19 protein-coding genes and 1 rRNA gene are annotated in these 22,755 nt (G+C 39.5%); 17 read left to right on the top strand and 3 right to left on the bottom strand.

Going from position 1 to position 22,755, the window contains the following annotated elements; translation table 11 throughout:
- Positions 1–11: 11 nt before the first annotated feature.
- The 9 genes from JOC76_RS28535 (at position 12) to JOC76_RS31015 (ending at position 12,745) form a co-directional block, all read left to right on the top strand.
- Positions 12–869, top strand: a complete 858-nt coding sequence (locus tag JOC76_RS28535; RefSeq protein ID WP_205182161.1) for a MurR/RpiR family transcriptional regulator — start codon at positions 12–14, stop codon at positions 867–869.
- Positions 870–890: 21 nt separating this feature from the next.
- Positions 891–1,415: a type 1 glutamine amidotransferase domain-containing protein gene (locus tag JOC76_RS28530; RefSeq protein WP_205182160.1), complete on the top strand. Its 525-nt coding sequence runs from the start codon at positions 891–893 to the stop codon at positions 1,413–1,415.
- Positions 1,416–1,519: 104 nt separating this feature from the next.
- A complete protein-coding gene (locus JOC76_RS28525; protein ID WP_205182159.1) occupies positions 1,520–3,100 on the top strand; it encodes a response regulator transcription factor in 1,581 nt (526 codons plus the stop codon).
- Positions 3,101–3,114: 14 nt separating this feature from the next.
- Positions 3,115–4,875, top strand: a complete 1,761-nt coding sequence (locus JOC76_RS28520) for a sensor histidine kinase (protein ID WP_205182158.1) — start codon at positions 3,115–3,117, stop codon at positions 4,873–4,875.
- Between the two features lie 173 nt (positions 4,876–5,048).
- The gene (locus JOC76_RS28515; RefSeq protein WP_205182157.1) at positions 5,049–6,335 is read left to right on the top strand and encodes an ABC transporter substrate-binding protein; all 1,287 of its coding nucleotides are present in this window, start codon (positions 5,049–5,051) and stop codon (positions 6,333–6,335) included.
- A gap of 246 nt (positions 6,336–6,581) precedes the next feature.
- Positions 6,582–7,397, top strand: coding sequence for a carbohydrate ABC transporter permease (locus JOC76_RS28510; RefSeq protein ID WP_205182166.1), 816 nt, complete (start codon positions 6,582–6,584; stop codon positions 7,395–7,397).
- On the top strand, positions 7,390–8,208 hold the full coding sequence (locus tag JOC76_RS28505) for a carbohydrate ABC transporter permease (RefSeq protein ID WP_205182156.1): 819 nt from the start codon (positions 7,390–7,392) through the stop codon (positions 8,206–8,208). Before JOC76_RS28510 ends, JOC76_RS28505 begins: the two co-directional genes overlap by 8 nt.
- A 323-nt stretch (positions 8,209–8,531) precedes the next feature.
- Positions 8,532–11,552, top strand: coding sequence for a beta-galactosidase, LacZ type (gene lacZ, locus JOC76_RS28500; protein ID WP_205182155.1), 3,021 nt, complete (start codon positions 8,532–8,534; stop codon positions 11,550–11,552).
- 737 nt (positions 11,553–12,289) lie between these two features.
- Positions 12,290–12,745: a CBO0543 family protein gene (locus JOC76_RS31015; RefSeq protein WP_372442023.1), complete on the top strand. Its 456-nt coding sequence runs from the start codon at positions 12,290–12,292 to the stop codon at positions 12,743–12,745.
- A 229-nt stretch (positions 12,746–12,974) separates the two neighbouring features.
- Here JOC76_RS31015 and JOC76_RS28495 read toward each other — a convergent pair whose 3' ends face one another.
- Positions 12,975–13,505: an ECF transporter S component gene (locus JOC76_RS28495; protein ID WP_205182154.1), complete on the bottom strand. Its 531-nt coding sequence runs from the start codon at positions 13,503–13,505 to the stop codon at positions 12,975–12,977.
- Positions 13,506–13,714: 209 nt separating this feature from the next.
- Here JOC76_RS28495 and JOC76_RS28490 point away from each other — a divergent pair, with 209 nt between their 5' ends.
- Positions 13,715–14,677 carry a hypothetical protein gene (locus tag JOC76_RS28490; RefSeq protein ID WP_205182153.1) on the top strand — a complete coding sequence of 321 codons (963 nt, stop codon included), beginning with the start codon at positions 13,715–13,717 and terminating at the stop codon, positions 14,675–14,677.
- A 57-nt stretch (positions 14,678–14,734) separates the two neighbouring features.
- On the opposite strand, the gene JOC76_RS28485 is transcribed toward JOC76_RS28490, so the two are convergent.
- Complete coding sequence (locus tag JOC76_RS28485) at positions 14,735–15,346, bottom strand: TetR/AcrR family transcriptional regulator (protein ID WP_205182152.1); 612 nt, start codon at positions 15,344–15,346, stop codon at positions 14,735–14,737.
- Positions 15,347–15,458: 112 nt separating this feature from the next.
- Here JOC76_RS28485 and JOC76_RS28480 point away from each other — a divergent pair, with 112 nt between their 5' ends.
- Together JOC76_RS28480 and JOC76_RS28475 are read left to right on the top strand one after the other, a co-directional pair.
- The gene (locus JOC76_RS28480; RefSeq protein ID WP_205182151.1) at positions 15,459–16,034 is read left to right on the top strand and encodes a cysteine hydrolase family protein; all 576 of its coding nucleotides are present in this window, start codon (positions 15,459–15,461) and stop codon (positions 16,032–16,034) included.
- Positions 16,035–16,117: 83 nt separating this feature from the next.
- Positions 16,118–17,323 carry a multidrug efflux MFS transporter gene (locus JOC76_RS28475; RefSeq protein WP_205182150.1) on the top strand — a complete coding sequence of 402 codons (1,206 nt, stop codon included), beginning with the start codon at positions 16,118–16,120 and terminating at the stop codon, positions 17,321–17,323.
- 339 nt (positions 17,324–17,662) lie between these two features.
- Here JOC76_RS28475 and JOC76_RS28470 read toward each other — a convergent pair whose 3' ends face one another.
- On the bottom strand, positions 17,663–18,091 hold the full coding sequence (locus tag JOC76_RS28470; RefSeq protein WP_205182149.1) for a MarR family winged helix-turn-helix transcriptional regulator: 429 nt from the start codon (positions 18,089–18,091) through the stop codon (positions 17,663–17,665).
- A gap of 118 nt (positions 18,092–18,209) precedes the next feature.
- On the opposite strand from JOC76_RS28470, the gene JOC76_RS28465 reads away from it, so the two are divergent.
- From JOC76_RS28465 to JOC76_RS28445, 5 genes are all read left to right on the top strand, one after another.
- Positions 18,210–18,797 carry an NAD(P)H-dependent oxidoreductase gene (locus JOC76_RS28465; protein ID WP_205182148.1) on the top strand — a complete coding sequence of 196 codons (588 nt, stop codon included), beginning with the start codon at positions 18,210–18,212 and terminating at the stop codon, positions 18,795–18,797.
- A gap of 113 nt (positions 18,798–18,910) precedes the next feature.
- Positions 18,911–19,666: an SDR family oxidoreductase gene (locus JOC76_RS28460; RefSeq protein ID WP_205182147.1), complete on the top strand. Its 756-nt coding sequence runs from the start codon at positions 18,911–18,913 to the stop codon at positions 19,664–19,666.
- Positions 19,667–19,885: 219 nt separating this feature from the next.
- Positions 19,886–20,833: a C40 family peptidase gene (locus tag JOC76_RS28455; protein ID WP_205182146.1), complete on the top strand. Its 948-nt coding sequence runs from the start codon at positions 19,886–19,888 to the stop codon at positions 20,831–20,833.
- A 241-nt stretch (positions 20,834–21,074) separates the two neighbouring features.
- Entirely contained in the window at positions 21,075–22,109 is a 1,035-nt protein-coding gene (locus JOC76_RS28450) for a DUF3231 family protein (RefSeq protein ID WP_205182145.1), read from the top strand.
- Between the two features lie 579 nt (positions 22,110–22,688).
- A 16S ribosomal RNA gene (locus tag JOC76_RS28445) occupies positions 22,689–22,755 on the top strand; the annotation flags it as partial.

Below are 22,755 nucleotides of genomic sequence, written 5' to 3'. Positions count from 1 at the left end.
TGGTTGGTTTTATGACTTCCGTAAAGGAAAATAATTTATTGAATACAGTGAATAGCTTATATCCAACCTTACATGATGCGGAAAAAAAAGTGGCGGAATATGTCATTAAAGAGTATTTTAATGTAATAGATATGAGTGTCGCCGAGTTGTCTGAACAGTGTAATGTAAGCGAAGCCACCATCGTCCGATTCTGTAAGCGGATCGGTTTAAAGGGATTCCATCATTTTAAAATCACTCTGGCAAGAGAGATTAATAATCCAGAAAAAACGACCCATTCTCCTACGATTCATCTTGATAATCTAGCAGAATCGGTTCAAAATATATTTGCGTATAAAATTGATGAGCTGAAACAAACGGCGTCTTTTCTTGAGCCGGAGGAATTGCAGAAGTGTCTTGATATTATTAGTGAGAGCAGCCTGGTTCATTTTGTAGCAGCTGGAAATTCGATTCCAGCCGCGCTGGATGGGGCGTATAAGTTTAACCAGATTGGGATTCGCTCGATTGTCAATAATACGCCGGAGATGCAGGTGTCATTAGCTCACTCATTGACAGAAAATGATGTCGTGATAGGGATTTCGAATTCAGGGAACTCTAAGTTGTTGCTGGAGATATTTGAAATTGCTAAGAAAAGAAAAGCTACCACCATTTGTATTACCAACCATATGAAATCACCGCTTTCTCAATTAGCGGATATCAAATTATTCAGCATTACAAATGAGAAACTGTTTTTTAAAGAATTTAGTTTTACGATCGTGCCAGCGATCTCTGTCATTGATACGTTGTTTCTCTTATTAACGAAAAAGAACTATGATCGTTCGATTCAATCAATTAGTGACAGGGAGCAGGCATTGTCTGATTTTAAATATTAATAGGGAAGGGAATTTGATTACATGCGATTGCAAGGAAAGAAAGTTATCAGTTTAGTTCATCATGAATTTGAAGATTTGGAACTGTGGTATCCGATTTTACGTTTGCGGGAAGAAGGGGCCGTAGTTCATCTTGCCGGAGAGCAGGCACATGAAAAGTATATAGGGAAATATGGTGTACCAGCGGAAAGTGATTTTGCTTATAGCGATATAAAAGCAGAAGATTATGATGCGATCTTAGTTCCAGGAGGATGGGCGCCAGATAAAATTCGCCGTTTTCCTGAAGTTCTGTCGCTCATTCAGGAGATGGACGCGAGCGAGAAGCCAATTGGACACATCTGTCATGCAGGCTGGGTGCTGGTTTCGGCCAAAATCCTAAAGGGCAAAAAGGTGACGAGTACACCTGGTATCCGGGATGATATGGAGAATGCAGGAGCCATTTGGTATGACGAACCTGTTGTAACCGATGGGCACCTCGTATCCAGCCGTCGTCCACCGGACCTGCCGGATTACCTAAGAGAATTTATTGCAGTGTTGGAAGGAAAATAGTTGGTTTGGAAGCACGGGGACGGTTCTCGTGCTTCTTTTTTGTGGGAATCATGGGGACGGTTCTCCTGATTCGGAATCAGGAGAACCGTCCCCATGATTCTTTTATGTTGCGTTATATTGTAAAATATAATAACGAATATATTTTTTCACCATCTGGGGGGATTTTGATGACTGCTGGGGGACGGGGGCGGGTTCTGATTGTTGATGATGAAATTTTAATTAGACAGGGGATTAAGTATTATCTTAATTGGGAACAAGAAGGTTTTGAAGTGGTCGGGGAGGCATCACATGGTCAGGAAGCCCTTGAATTGATTGAGGTTGTGAAACCCCATATTGTGATTACCGATATTGCGATGCCAATTATGGATGGGGAAGAGTTAACAAGAATCGTTAAAGAACGTTTTCCTCAAATCGAAGTGATTGTCTTAAGTAGTTTTGGAGATTTTGACTATGTTCGATCTACTTTTCAAAGTGGAGTGATTGATTATATCTTAAAACCGAAGCTTGATGCAGAAAGTTTATTGAAAGCGCTAAAAAAGGCGGCTTGCAGAATTCCGTCGCTTCAATCGCTGGACAAGCCATTAGAGGTAAGTCCCTCTATCGAACAAATTATCAACAAACTGATTTCAGGCTATAAAGTAACATATGATTCTTCAAAACTAGCAGAATTTTTTCCAAACCAAAGGTTTTGTTTACTAGGGGTTGAGCTAAAAAGCGGGCAAGAAGAACTGCCTCATCATATAAAGGAAAAAGTGACTACAGGTCTAACGGAGCAAAACTATTCTTTTTATATTGAAAAAAATATCATCGTGATAAACGGTGACGATTTTTCCGGATTAATACCTTTGGCTAAAAGAATAGCAGAGTCCGAACTAGATGTTGGTTTTGTCCTGAGTGAGGAATTCGAGGACTTTTCAACGATTGGTTATCTCTACAAAGAGGAACTAGTAAAGCTTTTAAACTATCGGTTTTATTTTCCCAATCAGCTTGTTTTAAGAAAGCAGGATTTACCAAAACAACTACCAAAATACGAAACGTTTAATTTAGATTGGTTTACGAGTGAACTGAAGCGTAAGCACTTTGATTTGGCGTTTGATTATTTACGAGTGCATGTAACGGAATTTTCAACCTGCTATACAACCGATGTCCATGAATATAAGTCTTTTTTCGGCAACATCCTTTTTAATATTATGATTCTCCTTAGCAATATGGAATACGATATAACCGAACTAAAGCAGGAAAAGTATACCTATTTTAAAGCCTTTGAGGATGCTCGATCGGCCGTCGATGCAGTGGAACAATTGGATCGTTTCATTGGTAAGGCCAAAAACGCGGTGTTGCGGTTGCCGCTTCAGCCGGAAAACTTCAACATCAAGAAAATATTAGACTATATGAATGATCATTACGCAGAGCCGCTGACACTCACTGGTGTTGCACAATATTTTCATTTTAACCCTTCCTACCTGTCTAGTTATTTTGCATCCCATCATGGTGAAGGTTTTATCGAATACCTGAATCGGATCCGGATTGAAGAAGCAACAAAGCTGCTTATTCAAGGTACTGCCCGCATCTCGGAAATCAGCGGGATGGTTGGTTATTCCGACCACAGTTATTTTTGCAAGGTATTTAAAAAAATAAAAGGGCTTTCACCCAGCCAATTCAGAAGAAAACAATTGATGAGATAAGCGAAGGTATCCCTATGAGATTCATTCCAGAGCGTTTTAGACATAATAATTTATTTATCACCATGTTTCTGATTACCGTCATCATGATTGTAACCGTTTCAATTATCATCACATGGACCACTATTCGCATGTCGGAGCAGTTCTTTTTTGAAAAGTTCAGCATTACCAATGCGAAAGTGATGGATCAAGTACAAGATAGTTTTGAGCAGTATCACTACTCGGTTGTGATGGCTTCTAACAGTGTGCTGCAAAGTGTTGCCATTAAGGAAGTCCTCACGAAGGAAGAGGAGTCGAATGTGGATCGCTTAGGTTCTATTTATACGCTGAGTCAACTGATCAAACGGATTGAACCCAATTTGGCTTCATATGAGGTTGGTATCATGGCAACGGGGAAAAATGGCGTCACCTATGCCACCAATGATCGAACCTATTGGCCGATAACCGATGCAGAGTTGAAGAAGAGCATTTTGACTAAGAATATATTTGAAAACCCAAAAAGATTACTCTACCAATACGATCACCGTACAGATTCAGAGGCGGGAAATTACATTGTTGCTTCTAGGGCACTAACGGACCGATCTGGAGCAATCTACGGATCTTTGTATATTACCATTCGAGAGAGTGAATTTAGAAAATTTTACTCCAGTTATACCACTCCAGGTAATAATGTTCTTTTAATCAATAAAGAAAGTACGATTGTATCGAGTAACCTATCTAAATTGATTGGAAAAAAATCAACCGAACTGCGTGATTTGGCAGTTGAAATGGGGAAGAACCAAAAGGATGACCATATCATCGGAAAGTTTATGGGGAAGGACCAAATGATTATGATGGAATATCTTCCATCTTTTGATATGTACATGTTTAACATCATCGATAAGGAAACCGCATTTGGGGATTTAATTGACAAGAGGAAAATTTTGCTTATTTCCATGGGGGTTGTAATTGTTGCGCTGTTTTTTGTGCTCTTCGCCTCGAGGCGATTAACCAATTCATTATCAAAGCTGGTCAAGCAAATTGAAAGTGCATCAGAACACGATTTTGATGAATATGTTTCGGTTTCCGGTACGTATGAAACAAGGCAGATTGGTACAGCCTTTAACTCCATGCTTGATGAACTTCACGAATACGTCGATCAGCTGGTTTTATCGCAAAAACAGCGACGGAATGCGGAACTCGCTGCCCTCCAGCAGCAAATTAACCCGCACTTCTTATACAATACACTGGCCTCGATTAAATTTATGGTAAAACAAGGAAGTAAGGAAGAAACGGAATCGATGATCAATGCGTTAATTTCCTTATTGCAGAACACGCTTGGAAATGTAAGTGAAACGATTACGGTGAAGCAAGAAGTGGATAATTTAAGGAATTACGTTTTGATTAATCAAAAACGATACGGAGAGCGGATTAAAGTCAATTATTTCATTTCACCTGCTTGTATGGACGTTCCAATTCCGAAACTCATTCTTCAACCCTTTATGGAAAATGCCTTTTTTCACGGTTTCAACCATAAGCTTGAGGGATATATTCATGTCCTCGTTTGGCAGGAGGGGGAGGACTTGATTTGTGAGGTTGTCGATAATGGTGATGGGATGGAGGTTTCAGAAGGAAGCCATCTACCTGGTACCAAGCGAAAACAGGCCTTTTCCGGAATTGGTGTAAGAAATGTTCATGAGCGTATTCAATTGATCTACGGTGAACCGTACGGGGTAAACATCTCAAGTGAGTTAGGCAAAGGGACCAAGGTACGAATATCACTTCCAATGCAAAAATAATCCTAAAATCTAAAAATAATCCAAATTTCAAAAAAAGAAAGCGGATTCATTCTATGAAAATAGTACAAATTTATAAAAATATCGTCCTAACAGATTCCCCTAAGAGGGTGCTAACATAATACTTGTAAGACAGATAACGCTTACAAAAAGAATCATACTTGGGGGGAAATGAGATGAAAAAGATACTTGCACTACTTTTAGTCAGCATCCTGATGTTAGCAGCTTGTTCGTCAGGCTCGAAAACAAAGGAGGCTTCAGGAGATGCAAAGGATACCAATAAAGTAACGGTATGGGCATGGGATCCTAATTTTAATATTAAAGCTATGAATCTAGCGAAAGATGCTTATAAATCTGTCAATCCAGACGTTGACATTCAGGTGATTGAAAATGCCCAAGATGACATTATTCAAAAGCTGAATACGAGCTTAAGCTCTGGTACAACCAAAGGACTTCCCAATATTGTTTTAATTGAAGATTATCGTGCACAAAGCTTCCTTCAGGCTTATCCTGATATGTTCTATGATTTAACTGGAAAGTTTAATGCAAAAGATTTTGCCCAGTATAAAATTGCTCCAACAAGCGTGGATGGTAAAAACTATGGCCTTCCATTTGATACGGGTGTAGCCGGACTTTACGTTAGAACGGACTATTTACAAAAAGCTGGTTACACAGTAAACGATTTACAAAATATCGATTGGAAAAAGTACATTGAAATTGGTAAAAAAGTAAAAGCAGCCACTGGTAAAAATATGTTGACACAAGACCCTAATGACCTTGGTCTCATTCGTATGATGATTCAATCAGCTGGTTCTTGGTATACAAAAGAAGATGGCGTCACTCCTAACTTGGCTGGAAATAAAGCCTTGAAAGTTGCTTTAGAAACGTATAAAGAGCTTTTAGATGCTGATCTTGTCACACCTGTTTCTGACTGGAGTCAATTCTTAGCTGGATTTAACAATGGTGATGTCGCGACTGTTCCTACAGGTAACTGGATTACTCCATCTATAAAGGCAGAAGCTTCACAATCTGGTAAATGGGCAGTTGTTCCAATGCCGCGCCTTGATATTGCAGGTTCCGTTAATGCTACAAACTTAGGCGGAAGCTCATGGTATGTCCTAAATGTTCCTGGAAAAGAAAAAGCAGCTGAATTCCTTGCCAAAACATTTGGTTCAAACGTGGATTTCTATCAGACATTAAACAAAGAAATGGGTGCCATCGGTACTTATAAACCAGCAGCACAAGGTGAAGCTTACCAAGCGGCTGACTCATTCTTTGGCGGACAGAAAGTCGTTTCTGATTTTGCTAAAATGACAGAGCAAATTCCACAAATCAACTATGGCTTGCACACTTACGCGATTGAAGACCTGTTAGCAGTTGAAACTCAAAACTACATTAAAGGTAAAAAGCTTGATCAAGCGTTAGAAGATGCTCAAAAACAAGCTGAGGCGCAAATCAAATAAACTAAATTAAATAAGAAATTAAGCCTCGGGAACTTCACCGGCTTCTCCTAATCGGTTTAATGGAGCGATTGTACATGCGTAAGGTGAGAGGGTTCCGGGGCTTTTTCTTTAAAGGTAGGGAGTTGAAGAGTTGTGATTACAGCGAAAACGAAGCAGCAGCAGAATTTCCAAACCGTCCATTCTAACCGGAGCTTCCGAATCAAAAATACCGCGATTGGCTGGTCCTTTATTGCCATTGCCACTGTGATGATTTGTTTATTTTATTTTTATCCGATGGTTCAGGCTTTTATCATGTCGTTGCAATCCGGTACCGGTACGAACCTTACCTTTGTCGGCTTTGAAAATTATGCCCGCTTATTGAAGGACCCAACGTTTCTTACAACGGTGAAGAATACGGTTGTTTATTTAATCATTCAGGTACCAGTGATGATTCTTCTGGCCTTATTTATTTCTGTTTTGCTGAATGATAAAACCATGAAACTGAAAGGCGTTTTTCGTACGGCGATCTTCTTGCCATGTGTCACCTCACTGGTTGCCTATTCAGTTATCTTTAAATATTTATTTGGTCAGGAAGGCATTATTAATATTTTCCTGTTGAAGTTTTCCCTTATTTCTGAACCGATTCATTGGCTGACCGATCCTTTCTGGGCCAAAATCGCGATTATTGTGGCAATTACTTGGCGCTGGACTGGCTATAACATGATCTTCTATCTATCTGCACTGCAAAATATTGATCAATCGATTTATGAGGCAGCGAAAATGGATGGGGCATCTAGCTTTCAAACTTTTTTCAAAATTACGATCCCGATGTTGAAGCCGATCATTTTGTTTACATCGATTACATCGACCATCGGTACCCTTCAGTTGTTTGACGAAGTGATGAATATTACCCAAGGTGGACCGGGTAACGCGACGATGACGATTTCCCAGTACATCTACAATCTGTCCTTTAAATACACTCCTGACTTTGGTTACGCAGCAACGGTATCGTACGCAATCGTGATTATGATTGTCATCTTCTCCATCATCCAGTTCAAAGTGGCAGGTGATAAAAATGATTAAAAAAGTGTTTAGTTATGGATTTTTAACTGTCGCGGCGATTGTTTCTGTTTTTCCTTTTTTGTGGATGATTGTCAGCGCAACGAATCAATCTGTCGATGTCACAAAGGGTCGTCTCTTACCTGGTAGCTTTTTTATGGAGAACTTACACAAACTGTTGGACACGGTGGATCTTGTACCGGCTTTAATGAATTCAGCGAAAATCTCGATTACGACAACAGTGCTTTCTTTGTTGATTGCTTCCTTAGCTGGATATGGCTTTGAAATTTATAAAAGTAAAGCAAAAGACATGGTGTTTAATTTCTTGCTCTTGTCGATGATGATTCCGTTTGCGGCATTGATGGTTCCTTTGTTTAGAATGTTCGGAAAGATTTCTCAAACGGTTCCGGCTTTAGGAATTGATACGTTCGCGGCGGTTATTTTACCGACGGTGACGACGGCGTTTTTGATCTTTTTCTTTCGTCAGAGTACGAAGATGTTCCCGAAGGATATTTTGGAAGCGGGTCGAATTGATGGTTTAACGGAACTTGGCTGTTTTTTCCGGATTTATCTGCCAACGATGAAGACTACTTATGCGGCCGGTGCGATTATTACGTTTATGGCGAGCTGGAATAGTTATTTGTGGCCGCTGGTTGTGTTGCAGTCTCCTGAACATCAGACGATTCCTTTGTTGATTTCGGTTCTTGGGTCTAGTTATTCTCCAGATTTCGGGGTGATTATGACCGCGATTGTAATTGCCACACTGCCGGCTGCGTTAATCTTCTTTATTATGCAGAAGCATTTTGTGGCGGGGATGATGGGGTCGGTGAAGTAGAGATTTTTTAAAAAAGGCTCTGTTGTAACTGAATGTTGATGATTTCACTTTGTTTGAAAAATAAACGGAAATATTCCGTTTAAATTGGGAAATACCCCTATTTCCTTAAAAATAAAGGAAGTTTTTCCGTTTATTTGATTTAAATCTTTGGATTTTGTCTTATTTAGAGCAGATAAGCGGAATATCTCCGTTTATATCTGGTTCTTAAGTTTCAAGTATATACTTTAACCGGAAATTTTCCGCTTATGAATTCTCATATCTACACGTAAATCAACAATGAATAATAAAAGAGCCAAAAAACAAATAAAAGGAGAAATTTTAAAATGATTCCAACTTTAGCTTGGCTGACCGATTTAAATGTTTTTGCCGTCAATCGTCTTCCGGCACATTCGGATCATCGATACTATGAAACTATGGACGAAGCAAAAAGTGCAGCTCCCATGAAACTGCGCCACACATTGAATGGCGATTGGAAATTTAACTATGCGGTGAATCCAGATAACCGTCCGGCAGATTTTTATAAACTTGATTTTAATTGTGCTGGCTGGGGAAATATCACTGTGCCTGGTCACATTCAACTTCAGGGCTATGGGCAGCCGCAATATGTTAATACGATGTACCCGTGGGACGGACTTAACGAGATCCGTCCGCCGAAAATTCCAACAGATCATAATCCTGTTGGCAGCTATGTGAAAACTTTTTCCGTTCCCGCCCATATGGAAAAGAAGCCAGTATTTATATCTTTTCAAGGTGTAGAATCGGCTTTATATGTATGGTTGAACGGCGAGTTTGTCGGCTATAGTGAGGATTCTTTCACGCCGGCAGAGTTTGAGCTTACAGCTTTTTTAACAGACGGAGAAAATAAGCTGGCGGTGGAAGTGTACCAAAGAAGTACGGGAAGCTGGCTTGAAGATCAAGATTTCTGGCGGTTTTCAGGAATCTTCCGTGATGTTTACCTTTATACCGTACCGGAAATTCATGTGGCTGATTTACATGTCCGCCCGACACTTGACTCCACTTTTACAAAAGGTACATTAACGGCGGACTTAAAGTTGAAAGGTACAGGGGTTTCCAGCGTCATCGCTGAATTGTTCGATCAGAATGGTGATCTGATAACCCAAGCAAATGGAGCAGAAGCGGACGGCAAGTGGTCGTTCAGCATGAATGTTGATCAACCAGCACTGTGGAGCGCTGAAAGTCCTTATTTGTACAAATTATATGTTCAGCTGTTTAATGAATCTGGCGAGCTGGTGGAGGTCGTGCCACAAAAGCTCGGTTTTAGAAGATTTGAACTGGTCAATAAAATGATGCGCCTCAACGGGGAGCGAATCGTGTTCAAAGGGGTGAACCGTCATGAGTTTAACCCAAGAAGCGGCCGAGCGATTACAAAGGAAGATATGTTATGGGATATTAAAACGTTAAAGAGCCATAACATCAATGCGGTTCGGACGTCTCATTATCCGAATCAAAGCTATTGGTACGAGCTGTGTGACGAGTATGGGGTCTATGTGATTGACGAAATGAATCTAGAAACGCACGGCTCTTGGCAAAAGATGGGGGCGGTTGAACCGTCTTGGAATATTCCTGGGAATAAGCCGGAATGGCAAAACATTGTCATGGACCGCGCGATTTCCATGGTGGAGCGGGATAAGAATCATCCTTCCATTCTCATCTGGTCTTGCGGGAACGAATCCTATGCAGGCGAGGTGATTCTAAATGTATCGAATTATTTCAGGAACACGGACCCAAGCCGTCTTGTGCATTATGAAGGGGTATTCCATAACCGTGACTTTAATGCAACCAGCGATATGGAAAGCCGGATGTATGCAAAGCCGGAGGATATTGAGAAGTATTTAACCGACAATCCGGAGAAGCCGTACATCAGCTGTGAGTACATGCATGCTATGGGGAATTCGCTTGGAGGTATGTATAAGTATAGGGATTTAGAACAGAAGTATCCGATGTACCAAGGCGGATTTATTTGGGACTATATTGATCAGTCGATTTATAAAAAGGACCGATACGGAAACGAATACCTTGCGTATGGTGGTGATTTCGGCGATCGTCCAACGGATTACGGTTTTTGTACAAATGGGATTGTGTATGCAAACCGTGAGCTATCACCAAAGATGCAAGAAGTGAAATTTTTATATCAAGACTTTAAGCTGCTGCCAGATCAGACGGGTGTCACGCTTAAAAATGAGAGTCTTTTCTCCCATACTGATGCCTATGAATTGGAATATGCACTGTTCCATGAGGGAAGGGAAGTATATCGGGACAGACTTTCTGCTAGTGTCGCACCGCAAAGCGAGGGACGTTTTGAGTTTGCATTGCCTGAAAACATTGCAGCTGTTTCCGGTGAATATTGTGTGCAAACTTCCCTTAAGCTGAAAGAAAGCACTTTATGGGCAGAAAGTGGATATGAAATTGCGTTTGGACAATTTGTCTATCAAGTGGAATCGACAGAAAAGGCTCCTGTAAAAGGTGAGCTTCGGGTTGCCCATGGTGATGTCAATATTGGCGTTCACGGTAAGGATTTCACTGTGTTATTTTCCAAACAGGCGGGCAGTCTTGTTTCCTTGAACTATGCAGGAAGAGAAATGATCGCCCTTCCTCCGGCTCCGTTATTCTGGCGAGCGACGACGGACAATGACCGAGGGTTTTCGCAAAGCTTCCATTCCGGGCTTTGGTATGCGGCGAGTCTCGCAAGGAAATGTGTTGATATTCAAGTGGAAGAAAGCAGCAGTCCGGTAAGTGTTGCGTTCACTTATCAGTTCTCGATTAACAGTGAGATTGAGGTGAAGACGGTCTACACCGTGTATCTAGACGGAAATGTTCAGGTGAAGTCTGCCTATAAAGGGGCTGAGAATCTTCCGCAACTGCCGATTTTTGCGGTGTCGTTCAAGGTGCCGGCTGATTATAATCAGCTCGAGTGGTATGCGATGGGACCTGAGGAGAATTACAGTGACCGTTCGATGGGAGCAAGGCTTGGGATCTTTAAAAATCAAGTAACTGATAATCTATCCGGATATGTCATGCCGCAGGAGTCCGGAAATCGCACCGGAGTCCGACGAGTCAGCGTGACCAACGAAAACGGACGCGGTCTTCAGATTTCTTCAGTAGGCAAGCCATTGGAGTGCAATTTCTCCCCCTATACAGCTTTCGAGCTTGAGAATGCGCAGCATGTTTATGAGCTTCCGAATGTTCATTATACCGTTGTCACGGTGGCAGGCAGGCAAATGGGGGTTGGCGGTGACGATAGCTGGGGCGCACCGGTACATGATGAACATCTAATTAAAGCAAACGAAAATATGGAATTTGAGTTTATGATTCAACGAGTTTAACAAGAAAAGCGCAAGCGTCTTGGTCAGCCCAGATATAAGGAGATTTATCGATGGCAAGCAAAGCGTAGCCAGAGATTAGTCTCCCTTAATGCGAACAGAAAACGCTAGTTTTCTGTAGCCAAGCACAAGATAAGCTGGCCGAAAGGTTGTTCTTGACCTTTTGGACGGATTGATCTAAATGTGGAGGCGACTGTTCTGGGACTTTAGGCTAAGACGCACCCTGCAAGAAGGCGGTTCTTTGCCTTCTTCAGGGGGTGGCTAAAGTCTAGAGTCCCAAGGAGCCGAAACTGGATAAGCTTGTGACCTCGAGGGGCTAGGCGCTGGAGCTAGACTATTCTCTAAGTTGATTTTTAAGCTTTCTAATCAATCTAAAAAAGGAAGAGTCCCGCTATGTGTGGGGCTCTTCACTTATCATTATCAATCATTTTGGAAGTGGTGAGGTTTTAATCGGATCAAGGATTGGACGGTATGAGCCAGGCTTTCCATACTCTTTATCGTGTAAATCTAATCCCTAATTAGTGGAGAACGGAAGATCGTCCGATTTTAATTAATAACTTATCCACGAGGGCCAATACCTCTTACTTTGGGACCTTTGGCTAAGAGTTAAATGTCTCCATGATTCTATGTCATAATTATGTTTTTTCTTCACATATTAAGCAAAAGTATGAAATTGGGTGTTTATATTGCGTTTAGTGCTCTGCCTCATCCTTATTTTTGCTTGTCGGAAATGGGGGGATATGAATAATTGGGAAAAGTATTATCCGACAGTTTTGTATATGATTGTGAATCAATTTTTATATAGGTTTTTTATAGATGGCAAACATTTTTTATGGAAATTGGAGCAGGACGATATTTTTTTAAATCAGCCATTTTCCGTTATATTAGTATCATTTATTATTTTTCCCTGCATTGTTATCCTTTTTCTATCCCATTTACCTGCTATATGGAAAAAAGAAATCATTTACTTAATACTATGGGGGGCCATACTTTGTGGTATTGAAGGAATTATGTATTTGGCTGGAAGAATATCCTATCATAACGGTTGGAATTTTTGCTGGTCAGTAGCTTTTAATTTCAGCATGGTCATCATGCTGAGATTCCATTATCGTAACCCCTTCAAAGCTTGGTTTGTTTCCTTTTTATTTACCGCATTTTTTTTGATTTATTTTCATGTTCCGTTACCAAAACATTAGTAGCACGGGGACGGTTCTCGTGCTTCTTTTGTGTGGAAAACAGGGGGATCATGGGGACGGTTCTCCTGATTCGGAATCAGGAGAACCGTCCCCATGATTCCTCTCAGATTGCAGGGAAAGAACAAAGTAAAAATACTGTAAGAGTTCTCGATTGTTTCGGGGCATGTTGAATACGATTAGAGAAAAAAGGCAACAAGACTAGGAGAGTCTTGTTGCCCTTTTTTCACTCTTATATCTGTCCAGCTCTTTTCTTAATGCGTCCGACAAGTGGTACGACAATAATACCCGCTACAGCGACTTGTAAAAAGTTTCCTGGAACAGAGCCAAATGGCTGGATCCAGTTACCATAAAGGATGACTTCGGCAAAATAGTAGCCTACGATTTTCACAATCAATGCCACTACGATTGCCAGTGTACTCGCAAGAACTCTATTTCCGGTTGCTTTTTCAGATATAAGGCCAACTAAAAAGCCCATTGTTCCTACGATGACAAAGGTGAACGGGGACCAAATGGCCCAACCAGAGACAACATCAAAGAGCCCCATTCCAAAGGCGCCTGCAATCGCTCCTGTTTTCTTACCGTAAACCAATGCTGCTATAAAAAGAGGCACATTACCCAAATGGATTAAACCCCCGTTGCCCATGATGGGAAGCCTTATGTTGATGAACATTGTAGCTACAAAGGTTAGAGCAATGAATAGTGCATTGATGACAATCGCTCTTGTTTTAGACGACGCTGTTGGTGTATATGTTGAATTCATATGTTAACCCCTTTCTATATAAATATAAAATAAGACACCTAATAAATATCTAATATTTTGTTAATTTGCGCAAGTCCATATTTAGGAAGAATGATTCCAACTTGGTTTTCCTGATGCCCCCAATACAGGTAATTTTATCTATAAATATTTCAAACACTTTAGTAAAATCAGATATATATATTTAAATAAAAATTTAGGGGGGAAACAGTGTGAATAAAAAACTATGGCCGATTTTTTTCTTGAGTATCCTATTTTTAGTTTCTTGCACTTCAAAAGATTTTAACGAAAAACTAGAGTCCGGTAAAAAAGCATTAGAAAATCAAAAATTTGAAGTTGCACTAGCAGATTTAAGTAAGGCAAACGAACTAGAACCCGAAGATAAAGAAACAAAAGCACTTCTTGAAATAACGAGAAATATAATTGACTGTAAAACGGCTATGGAGAGCGGTGAATCGGAAGCAGCATTATTTCTTATAAATAAAGTGTTAGAGAATAACAATCACTATTTAAACAAAAGGTTATCCAACTATGCAAAGAAATTGAAGGGAGATTTAGAGTTAACAATCAAACAAACAGCTAATTTAAAAGATATAATCGAAAAAGGACATCAACTATTGGATCAAAAAAGGTACAATGAGGCCCTTAACGTCCTGCAAAATGTAAACATAACTGACTCCACTAATGAATCCATAACGAAATTACAAAATGAAATAAAAGTTTTGCAAGTCGAGGCAGAAAAAGCTAAGGAACTAGCCGTTGCTCAACAAAAGCTTGAAGAAGAGAAGAAGGCCGCCGAGGCTGCGAGAATAGAGGCAGAACAAAATAGACTAAAAGCATACGGTGGAAATTGGGGGGATGCCAATTTTTATTCAAATGGTGGGAATGGTTTAACCATTACATTTATAAATTCAAATACAGCTACAGTTGCCATCCAATCGGTTTCCTCACCACCTGCGAATAGAATTGCGGAAATATCATTTACTGCGAGATTCCCCCAGAATGGGACAACATCTTTTACTTTTGATGACGATGGCTGGTTTTCAAAAGGTAGTGGGACTATTAAATTGGCAAATAATCAGGTTATTGTAACTATCACAATTACAGAAAAATCTGAGGATAATTGGAGTATATTTAGTGGAACTAAAACTTTTTCACGCGATAAATCCAATTAGTAATAGAATCACGGGGACGGTTCTCCTGCTTCGGAAGCAGGAGAACCGTCCCCGTGATTATTTGGAAATAAATGTTGAATAGACTAGTTCTAAAATTTCTTCAGGTGTATAGTTACGCACATCTTTTTGAAAGAAATAGGAATCGCTGCTTAAAGCCATTAGCACCATATCTGCTTTAAAGATACTGTGTGAATGGGGTTTTTGTTCTATGGCTGTCATTTCGTCAAATAGCCCGACCAATAGTTGATGTAATTCCATATATAAAGGGCTTTTGGTCCGGGATTTTAGTGGGTTGGTTGACTTCGTTTCCTCGACTCCTGTAAGCAGTTGTGCCTTTTTTTCTCTGAAACGAATAAACAAGCTTATGATTTCTTTCAATTTTTGATTAGGTGAAACAGTTTTGTTTTCTTCCAAGTAATCCTCTATATCCTCGAAAAATAAATCAACGCTGTCCTTGATTAAATCAAGACATACCTCACCTTTGTTTTTATATCGGCGATAAAGTGTTCCTGGGCCAATTTGAGCTTCTGTTGCAATTTGATTCATACTTACCTGTTCAACACCGTATTGCTCAAATAGTCTTTGAGCTGTCTCTAATATAAGCTGACGATTCTTTGCAGCATCACGGCGTTCAGTTCGAGGTCGAGGTGTATTCTCCTCATTTCCCATACCATCACATCCTAAAAATATACTTATCTTGACAAACGGAGAGGTCTCCTTTTATTATTAAGTGGAGAAGTCTCCGTTTAATTTTAATCCGTTAAGGAGGAATTTACAACCTATGCAAAATCAAAATAAAAAAACCGCATTGTTAGTAATGGATCTACAAAATGGTATTGTCTCCCGTTTCGGAGAAAATATAGAAATCCTTCAACCATTCCAAAAAGCTGTTGAAGCTGCTCGTCAAAATAATATTCCAGTTTTTTTTGTTCGAGTTGGGTTTAGTGAAGGATATCCAGAGGTCAGCTCACAGAATAAGGCGTTCTCAGCAATATCTAAATATGGTGGAATGACCATCTTTGATTCAGCTACACAAATTCACAAATCCGTTGAGCCAAAAGCAAATGAACCGGTTATAACGAAGTATCGCGTTAGCGCATTTGCTGGCAGCAATCTTGAAATCATCCTCCGTTCACAACAAATCGACACACTTCTGCTGACAGGTATCTCTACAAGTGGAGTAGTATTGTCAACATTAAGGGAAGCCGCCGATAAGGACTTTTCCATTACAGTGCTTTCGGATGCATGTCTCGATCCTGATCCTGAGGTTCACCGTGTTCTCATTGAAAAGGTATTTCCACGCCAAGCAGAGGTGCAGACGGTTGACACTTGGATTGGTACTTGCAATCAATCCTAAGGAAAGTATCATGTTCAACCAACTATCATCTTTAAAAGAGGTGCTGGTTGGTTTTTTGAATTCGTGAAAGAAGGGTTTCAATCATGCCGATATGGAAAAGGAATTTAATTGTATGTTGGTTTGGCATGTTTATGTCCAGCATAGGGTTGAGCCAAATCGCCCCCGTATTACCACTCTATATTAACCATCTTGGTGTTAAAAATCCCGCTTTAATTGCTCAATATTCGGGATTTGCTTTCGGTGCCACTTTTATCATCTCCGCTGTGTTTTCACCGATTTGGGGAAGTGCGGCCGATAAATACGGACGCAAACTCATGCTCATGCGGGCAAGCCTCGGCATGGGCGTGGTTATAGGATGTATGGGGTTTGCCCAAAATGTCTACGAACTGATTGGATTACGATTATTGCAGGGTGTAATTACGGGGTATGGCTCAGCTTGTACCGCTTTGATTGCGACTCAGACCGATAAAGAACATGCAGGATATGCACTGGGTACACTTTCCACTGCCAGTACGGCAGGTTCTTTGATTGGTCCATTGATCGGTGGTTATTTGGTAGAGAGCACTGGAATGCAAAATGTGTTTTTCATAACAGGCGGCTTGTTGATGCTTTCATTTATTACTACAGTATTATTCGTAAAGGAAAACTTTACCCGACAGCATAAAAAGGTGCTTCCTGTTAAGGAAATCTGGAATCAGGTTCCGGAAAAAAGTTTAACCATCACGTTATTTGTCACCTTTTTTATCCTAAGTTTCGCCCTTTATTCGATTGAACCCATTATAACCGTTTATATCGCACAATTAACAAAGAACTCCACCCATGTTGCTTTGTTAGCTGGAATTACCTTCTCAGCTTCAGGACTGGCAAGTATTATTGCAGCCCCAAGGCTTGGTAAATTATCTGATCAATTTGGAGTACAAAAAGTGATCTTTGCCGCACTTATAGTGGCAGGAATTATGTTTATACCGCAAGCTTTTGTGAAAAATCCGTGGGAGTTAATGGTGTTGCGATTTTTATTAGGATTGGCATCCGCGGGACTTATGCCTTCTATCAATACTTTGCTTAAAAAAATTACACCGGATTTCCTTACGGGGAGAGTGTTTGGTATTACCATGTCTGCCGGTTATTTAGGGGTTTTTGCCGGTTCCAGTTTAGGTGGTCAGATGGCTGCGTATTTTGGAGTCAGTTCGGTGTTTTTTATTACGGGGGCCTTATTGCTTTTAAATGCTGTTTGGGTTTATTTGAAAGTTTATAAAAAAATGAGTATGAAAGAAAGACCCTTGTATTAAACTTAAAAAAACATCGTAAAAGGGAAAAGAGTAGGACTCTTTTCCCTTTTTTTATATGTATATAATATTCATGTCTCTTCGTATATTTTTAATCCGTTATCAGCTTATTCTAGCTATCAAAAAAAGAGCCAAACAGCTCTTGTTTTAGTTTGTATCAGCCCCACCTACGCTAAATACAGTGATGTTCACATAAACCATCCAACCCAGAATAATTATACAAATATATAAATATATATTCAACATCTGCGTTTGGACCAATTTTATCCATTTGGAGAATCATAGGGACGGTTCTACTGATTCGGAAGCAGTAGAACCGTCCCCGTGATTCTACCCGTGATTCTAATAAAACACTTTTGACTGTAATATTTCTAGTGCACGTTCAATTTCCGCTAAATCTTCTTCTGATGCATTTTGCATGCGGTGTAGGAAACGAGATTCGATAAAGGCAAAGGCTTCGTTCATCATATCTTTTCCATTTTCCGATAGACAAATAAATTGTTTTCGTCGGTCTTCTGTATCTGTTATTTTTTCAATTAATCCCTTTTCCATTAACTTTCTAAGCTCACGACTTGTATTTGGCATTGATATATTTTGGCATTCGCTCACATCACTAGGTGTCACAGGTTGACTAACCGCAATATATTCAAGAATCTTATATTGTACTTGAGTAAGGTAATCTGATTTTACATCTTTGGTTAATTCTGTGGTCACACGATGAACCGATGATGTAAATGATACAAGTTTATAAAAAAGTGCACTTTTATCCATTTTTCTCACCTCTTACAGACAAGATAACAAAATGGTTGTCTAAAAACAACTATCATTTGATAAGGAAGTGGAGTGATGTTATTATTTAGTTATCAATTGATAAGTAAGGGGTGTGGGCATGAAGCTGCTTGTGATTTACACATATCCAAATCATAAAAGTTTGAATTACGCATTTTTACAAAAAGTGATTCAAGGAAGTAATGAAAATTCTAATATCAAAGAGTTACAGATTCTAGATTTGTATGAGGAGAACTTTAATCCACTCCTCGTCTTTAACGAACAAAAACGAAGACGTGACATGCACATCGATCCTGGTACTGAAAAATATAGACGACAAATTATGTGGGCGGACAAAATGGTGTTTATCTATCCGATTTGGTGGGGGAGGCCTCCCGCCATGCTTTTGGGATATATTGACCAGATGTTTGCTTCCAATTTTGCTTATAGAGATAAGAAAGGGCTTTTCCCCAAAGGACTTTTGAAAGGAAAGTCCGTGGTTTGTGTATCAACCATGAAGGGGCCAACTCATTATCCATTACTTTGGCTGCATAATGCTCATAAAATCCTCATGAAAAGAGCGTTATTTAACTTTGTGGGCATCAAGAAAGTAAAGTTTTTTGAGTTTGGTAATATGGAAAGTCCAAAAGGAAACCAGAGGAAAAAGCTTGAGAGGATTTATCGATATTTTAGAAGAATAAGAAATTAGGGGGAACATGGGGACGGTTCTCTGCTTCGGAAACACGGGGACGGTTCTCATGATCCGGAAGCATGAGAACCGTCCCCGTGATTTTCCGTGATTTTAATTGAGGGGGAAATCTATTGACTCATTCACAAAGTAAAGTCGCACTCATAACAGGGGCAAGTAATCCGAGAGATATAGGTACAGCTGTTTGCCGAAAATTAGCTTCACAGGGTATCAATATTTTCTTTACTTATTGGAAAGCTGATCGGGTTTGGATCGAAGAATTTAACCAAGAGATTTCAAGTAAGGGAGTTCTTTGTGAAAGTTTAGAAATCGATCTTTCAAATGCTCATGCTGCTTATAAAATCCTTAACCTGGTTGAAAGTAAACTAGGTTTTCCTTTTATCTTGGTAAATAATGCAGCGCATTCAAAGAGTGATGGATATTTAGTGTTGGATGCCCAAACACTTGATGAACATTATGCCGTTAATATGCGATCGACGTTTCTGTTATGTGTCGAATTTGCTCGTCGTTTTGAAAAAATGAAATTAGATACTGGCAGAATTATAAATATGACATCAGGGCAGGATTTAGGACCTATGCCAGGGGAGCTAGCTTATGCCGCAACTAAAGGTGCTATATCAGCTTTTACCAAGTCATTATCTCAGGAACTTGCACCATTAGGAATGACGGTTAATGCTGTCAACCCGGGACCAACCGATTCTACTTGGATGACGGATGAAATAAGACAAATTCTACTTCCAAAATTTCCAATGGGGCGTATTGGGTTACCCGAAGATGTGGCACGGATTATTGCTTTTCTCGCAAGTGATGAGGCAAGATGGATCACCGGTCAGATTATAAATTCAGAAGGTGGATTTATCCGGGGTTAGAAAAGGAATATATAAAGCTATATTTACTTAAAGAAGCTGTACCGATGGTTAAAAATCATTGGTATTATTTTTTGTGTTTTGAATTTGGAAAAATCATGGTTGTTTTCCAATAAAACAGGGGTATAAAGCACACCTTTGGTCAGGTTATGATGAAAGCGTTAAAACATATAAACGGAATTTATACAAGACAAAATCTTCCATCAAGGAGTGTCCCCCCACTTGAAAAAACACCTCATTACGACGATGGCTGCGTTAGGAATACTTGTGGTTAGTTATTCCAGTAATGCAAGCGCAAATGAGCTGACCTATACGATAAAATCCGGCGATACGTTATGGAAAATCGCTACAACCAATAATCTTACGGTTCAGCAGGTTATGCAGTACAACAATTTAGCTACATCTTCTATTCAAATTGGGCAAGTGCTCTCACTACAAGCTCCATCAACTAACACTTCAGCCACAACAACTTCTTATACAGTTAAGTCAGGTGATAGCCTTTCTTTAATTGCTAAGAACTACAACACGACGGTTACTGAACTAAAATCACTTAATCAATTAACCTCTGATGTTATTAAAGTGGGGCAAGTGTTAAAGGTGCCAGGCACCACAACTTCACAAACTTCACAAACTGCTAGTTATACAGTTAAATCAGGTGATAGTCTATCTTTAATTGCCAAGAACTATAACACGACGGTTACAGATCTAAAAACACTGAATAATTTATCTTCCGATGTTATTAAGGTGGGACAAGTGTTAAAGGTGTCAGGCACCACCACTGGTAGTGTTCAAACACCAGCACCGGCGCCGGCTTTTAATGTAGACGCTCTAATTGCTGAGGCGAAGAAGTACATTGGTGTCCCTTATGTTTGGGGAGGAAGCACTCCGTCTGGGTTTGATTGTTCTGGATTTTTAAATTATGTTTTTGCTAAGCAGGGAGTTTCCATTCCAAGAACGGTCGCAACCATTTGGGATGCTAGTACTCCTGTATCGACGCCGCAAAAAGGGGATATTGTCTTTTTTGACACTACTGGCGGCCCATCGCATGCAGGTCTTTATATCGGTAATAACCAGTTCATTCATGCGGGTTCTAGTACAGGTGTTACCATCACTGACATGAGCAACAGCTATTGGAAACCGCGTTATTTAGGAGCGAAATCAATTAAATAAACAAGGTAGGTCGGATGTTGCTTAAGGTAAGGACCTACTCATTAAGTAGAAAAAGGCACCAGGATGGCTCGAATTCTGGTGCCTTTAGTATGTGTAGATTTTACAATACATATGATCATGCTATTTCGGATTTTTTCTATGTGATTGGAATGAACGATTTGAGTCTTTGGATTGCCGAGGTTTTGAATATATTCTCCATAGTGGAAAACACTAAGAAGAAAATTTAAAGAAGGCGGATACAATGAGAACCATTAAGCCGATAAAATTGACTTCCTATAAAATGGACCCGACTGAAAATTTAACTTCCGCAGAAATGGGTAAGCTTTGGGCTACATATATGGGTAACAGCATGGCAGAATGCCTTTTAAGGTATTATCTTCAGCATTGTGACGACCCTGATATAAAAGCTTTATTAGAAAATGCTTTAAAATTAACAAAAGAGTTTATGGAGATAACGAAAGAAATTTTTGAAAAGGAAAACTTCCCTATACCAAAAGGATTCGGTGAAGAGGATGTTAATTTAGGTGCTCCTCGTTTATTCCAAGATGAATTTTATGTTCATTATCTGAAATATGCGGCAAAGGCCGGGATGAGTATATATAGCATTGCTATCCCTCTCGTTTATCGAAAAGATGTCAAAGAATTCTTTCGTTATTGTATGGATTCTACGATGGATCTTATTGAGCAGATTAAAGAAATATTAATGAGTAAAGGTCTTATTATGAAACCCCCTATTATTCCGGTTCCGAATAAAGTGGAATTTATTCATCAGGACTTTTTAAATGGTTTTTTCGGACATGTACGACCTTTGCAGGCATTAGAAATTGCTCATTTTTACGATAACATTGAAAATAATGTAACGAGTAAGGCGCTCATCATGGCGTTTGCCCAAGTGGCAAAGGATGATAAGGTACGGAAGCTATTTGAAAGAGGCAAAGAGCTTACAGCTGTGAGTGTGGAAAACTATATGCAAATGCTTCATAATGAGAATTTGCCTTCTCCTTCTTTTTTAGATGATTTAGTGACCACTTCAACTTTTGCACCCTTTTCGGATAAGTTGATGCTTTTTCATAAAATGGATATGTTCTCAATGAAAATTAGGGCCTTCGGCAATTCGGTTGCGGTAAATGGAAGACATGATGTAGGCATGATCTATACGAAATCATTTATGAAGATCTCTCTATTCGTAGAGGACGCCGCAAAGTTAATGGTAGAAAAGGGCTGGATGGAAAAACCGCCAATGGCCGCAGAAAGAGAAAAATTAGCATTTGAATAAATGGAATCATGGGGACGGTTCTCGTGCTTCTAAGAGTGGGGAAGCATGAGGGACGGTTCTCATGCTTCCTATTCTTATGGGTAAAGATTCAATTTTATTTTTAGGTTTCGATGGGAGCATGATGATAAGTTTTCTGGAGTTACATCTTCGAAATATCTCTGTTATGATTGCGCTACTCCTAGTTAACCAACGTACTAGATACGTAGAGAGTTTTTATCTATTCTTCGAGATTATCTTGTCTTTGAAGATTTTCCTTTTGGAATATAATTTTTATTCTTAAGGTGTTGACAGACTAAAGGTATATAAGTATAATTATTTCTTGTCACTAAGTGATGAAAAATATTAACAAAAAAACAGTTGATTATTATAAATGTTTCTGTTAATATTAATTCTTGTCGCTGCTTTTTAAGATAATGATTCTTAAAAAATTTGTTGACATTATGAGATTAATAGAATATAATTTATTCTTGTCTCAAGTTAATTGTTCTTTGAAAACTAAACAAACAAAAACGTCAACAAACAATAATTAATAGTTTCTTAATTGGAACTATGCCAACGTAACAAATGAGCTAATCAACTTTCTTGGAGAGTTTGATCCTGGCTCAGGACGAACGCTGGCGGCGTGCCTAATACATGCAAGTCGAGC

Origin of the sequence: Neobacillus cucumis, from assembly GCF_016908975.1 — a bacterium.
Classification (GTDB): Bacteria; Bacillota; Bacilli; order Bacillales; family Cytobacillaceae; genus Neobacillus; species Neobacillus cucumis.
The sequence above is the reverse complement of the archived record's forward strand: the minus strand, read 5'-3'. Positions and strand labels throughout refer to the sequence as shown.

What these genes read in the sequence shown, in the direction of transcription:
- JOC76_RS28535 (WP_205182161.1), top strand. Translation starts at nt 12, where the DNA reads ATGACTTCCGTAAAGGAAAATAATTTATTGAATACAGTGAATAGCTTA.
- JOC76_RS28530 (WP_205182160.1), top strand. Translation starts at nt 891, where the DNA reads ATGCGATTGCAAGGAAAGAAAGTTATCAGTTTAGTTCATCATGAATTT.
- JOC76_RS28525 (WP_205182159.1), top strand. Translation starts at nt 1,520, where the DNA reads ATGTTGCGTTATATTGTAAAATATAATAACGAATATATTTTTTCACCA.
- JOC76_RS28520 (WP_205182158.1), top strand. Translation starts at nt 3,115, where the DNA reads ATGAGATTCATTCCAGAGCGTTTTAGACATAATAATTTATTTATCACC.
- JOC76_RS28515 (WP_205182157.1), top strand. Translation starts at nt 5,049, where the DNA reads ATGAAAAAGATACTTGCACTACTTTTAGTCAGCATCCTGATGTTAGCA.
- JOC76_RS28510 (WP_205182166.1), top strand. Translation starts at nt 6,582, where the DNA reads ATGATTTGTTTATTTTATTTTTATCCGATGGTTCAGGCTTTTATCATG.
- JOC76_RS28505 (WP_205182156.1), top strand. Translation starts at nt 7,390, where the DNA reads ATGATTAAAAAAGTGTTTAGTTATGGATTTTTAACTGTCGCGGCGATT.
- lacZ (WP_205182155.1), top strand. Translation starts at nt 8,532, where the DNA reads ATGATTCCAACTTTAGCTTGGCTGACCGATTTAAATGTTTTTGCCGTC.
- JOC76_RS31015 (WP_372442023.1), top strand. Translation starts at nt 12,290, where the DNA reads ATGAATAATTGGGAAAAGTATTATCCGACAGTTTTGTATATGATTGTG.
- JOC76_RS28495 (WP_205182154.1), bottom strand. Translation starts at nt 13,505, where the DNA reads ATGAATTCAACATATACACCAACAGCGTCGTCTAAAACAAGAGCGATT.
- JOC76_RS28485 (WP_205182152.1), bottom strand. Translation starts at nt 15,346, where the DNA reads ATGGGAAATGAGGAGAATACACCTCGACCTCGAACTGAACGCCGTGAT.
- JOC76_RS28480 (WP_205182151.1), top strand. Translation starts at nt 15,459, where the DNA reads ATGCAAAATCAAAATAAAAAAACCGCATTGTTAGTAATGGATCTACAA.
- JOC76_RS28475 (WP_205182150.1), top strand. Translation starts at nt 16,118, where the DNA reads ATGCCGATATGGAAAAGGAATTTAATTGTATGTTGGTTTGGCATGTTT.
- JOC76_RS28470 (WP_205182149.1), bottom strand. Translation starts at nt 18,091, where the DNA reads ATGGATAAAAGTGCACTTTTTTATAAACTTGTATCATTTACATCATCG.
- JOC76_RS28465 (WP_205182148.1), top strand. Translation starts at nt 18,210, where the DNA reads ATGAAGCTGCTTGTGATTTACACATATCCAAATCATAAAAGTTTGAAT.
- JOC76_RS28450 (WP_205182145.1), top strand. Translation starts at nt 21,075, where the DNA reads ATGAGAACCATTAAGCCGATAAAATTGACTTCCTATAAAATGGACCCG.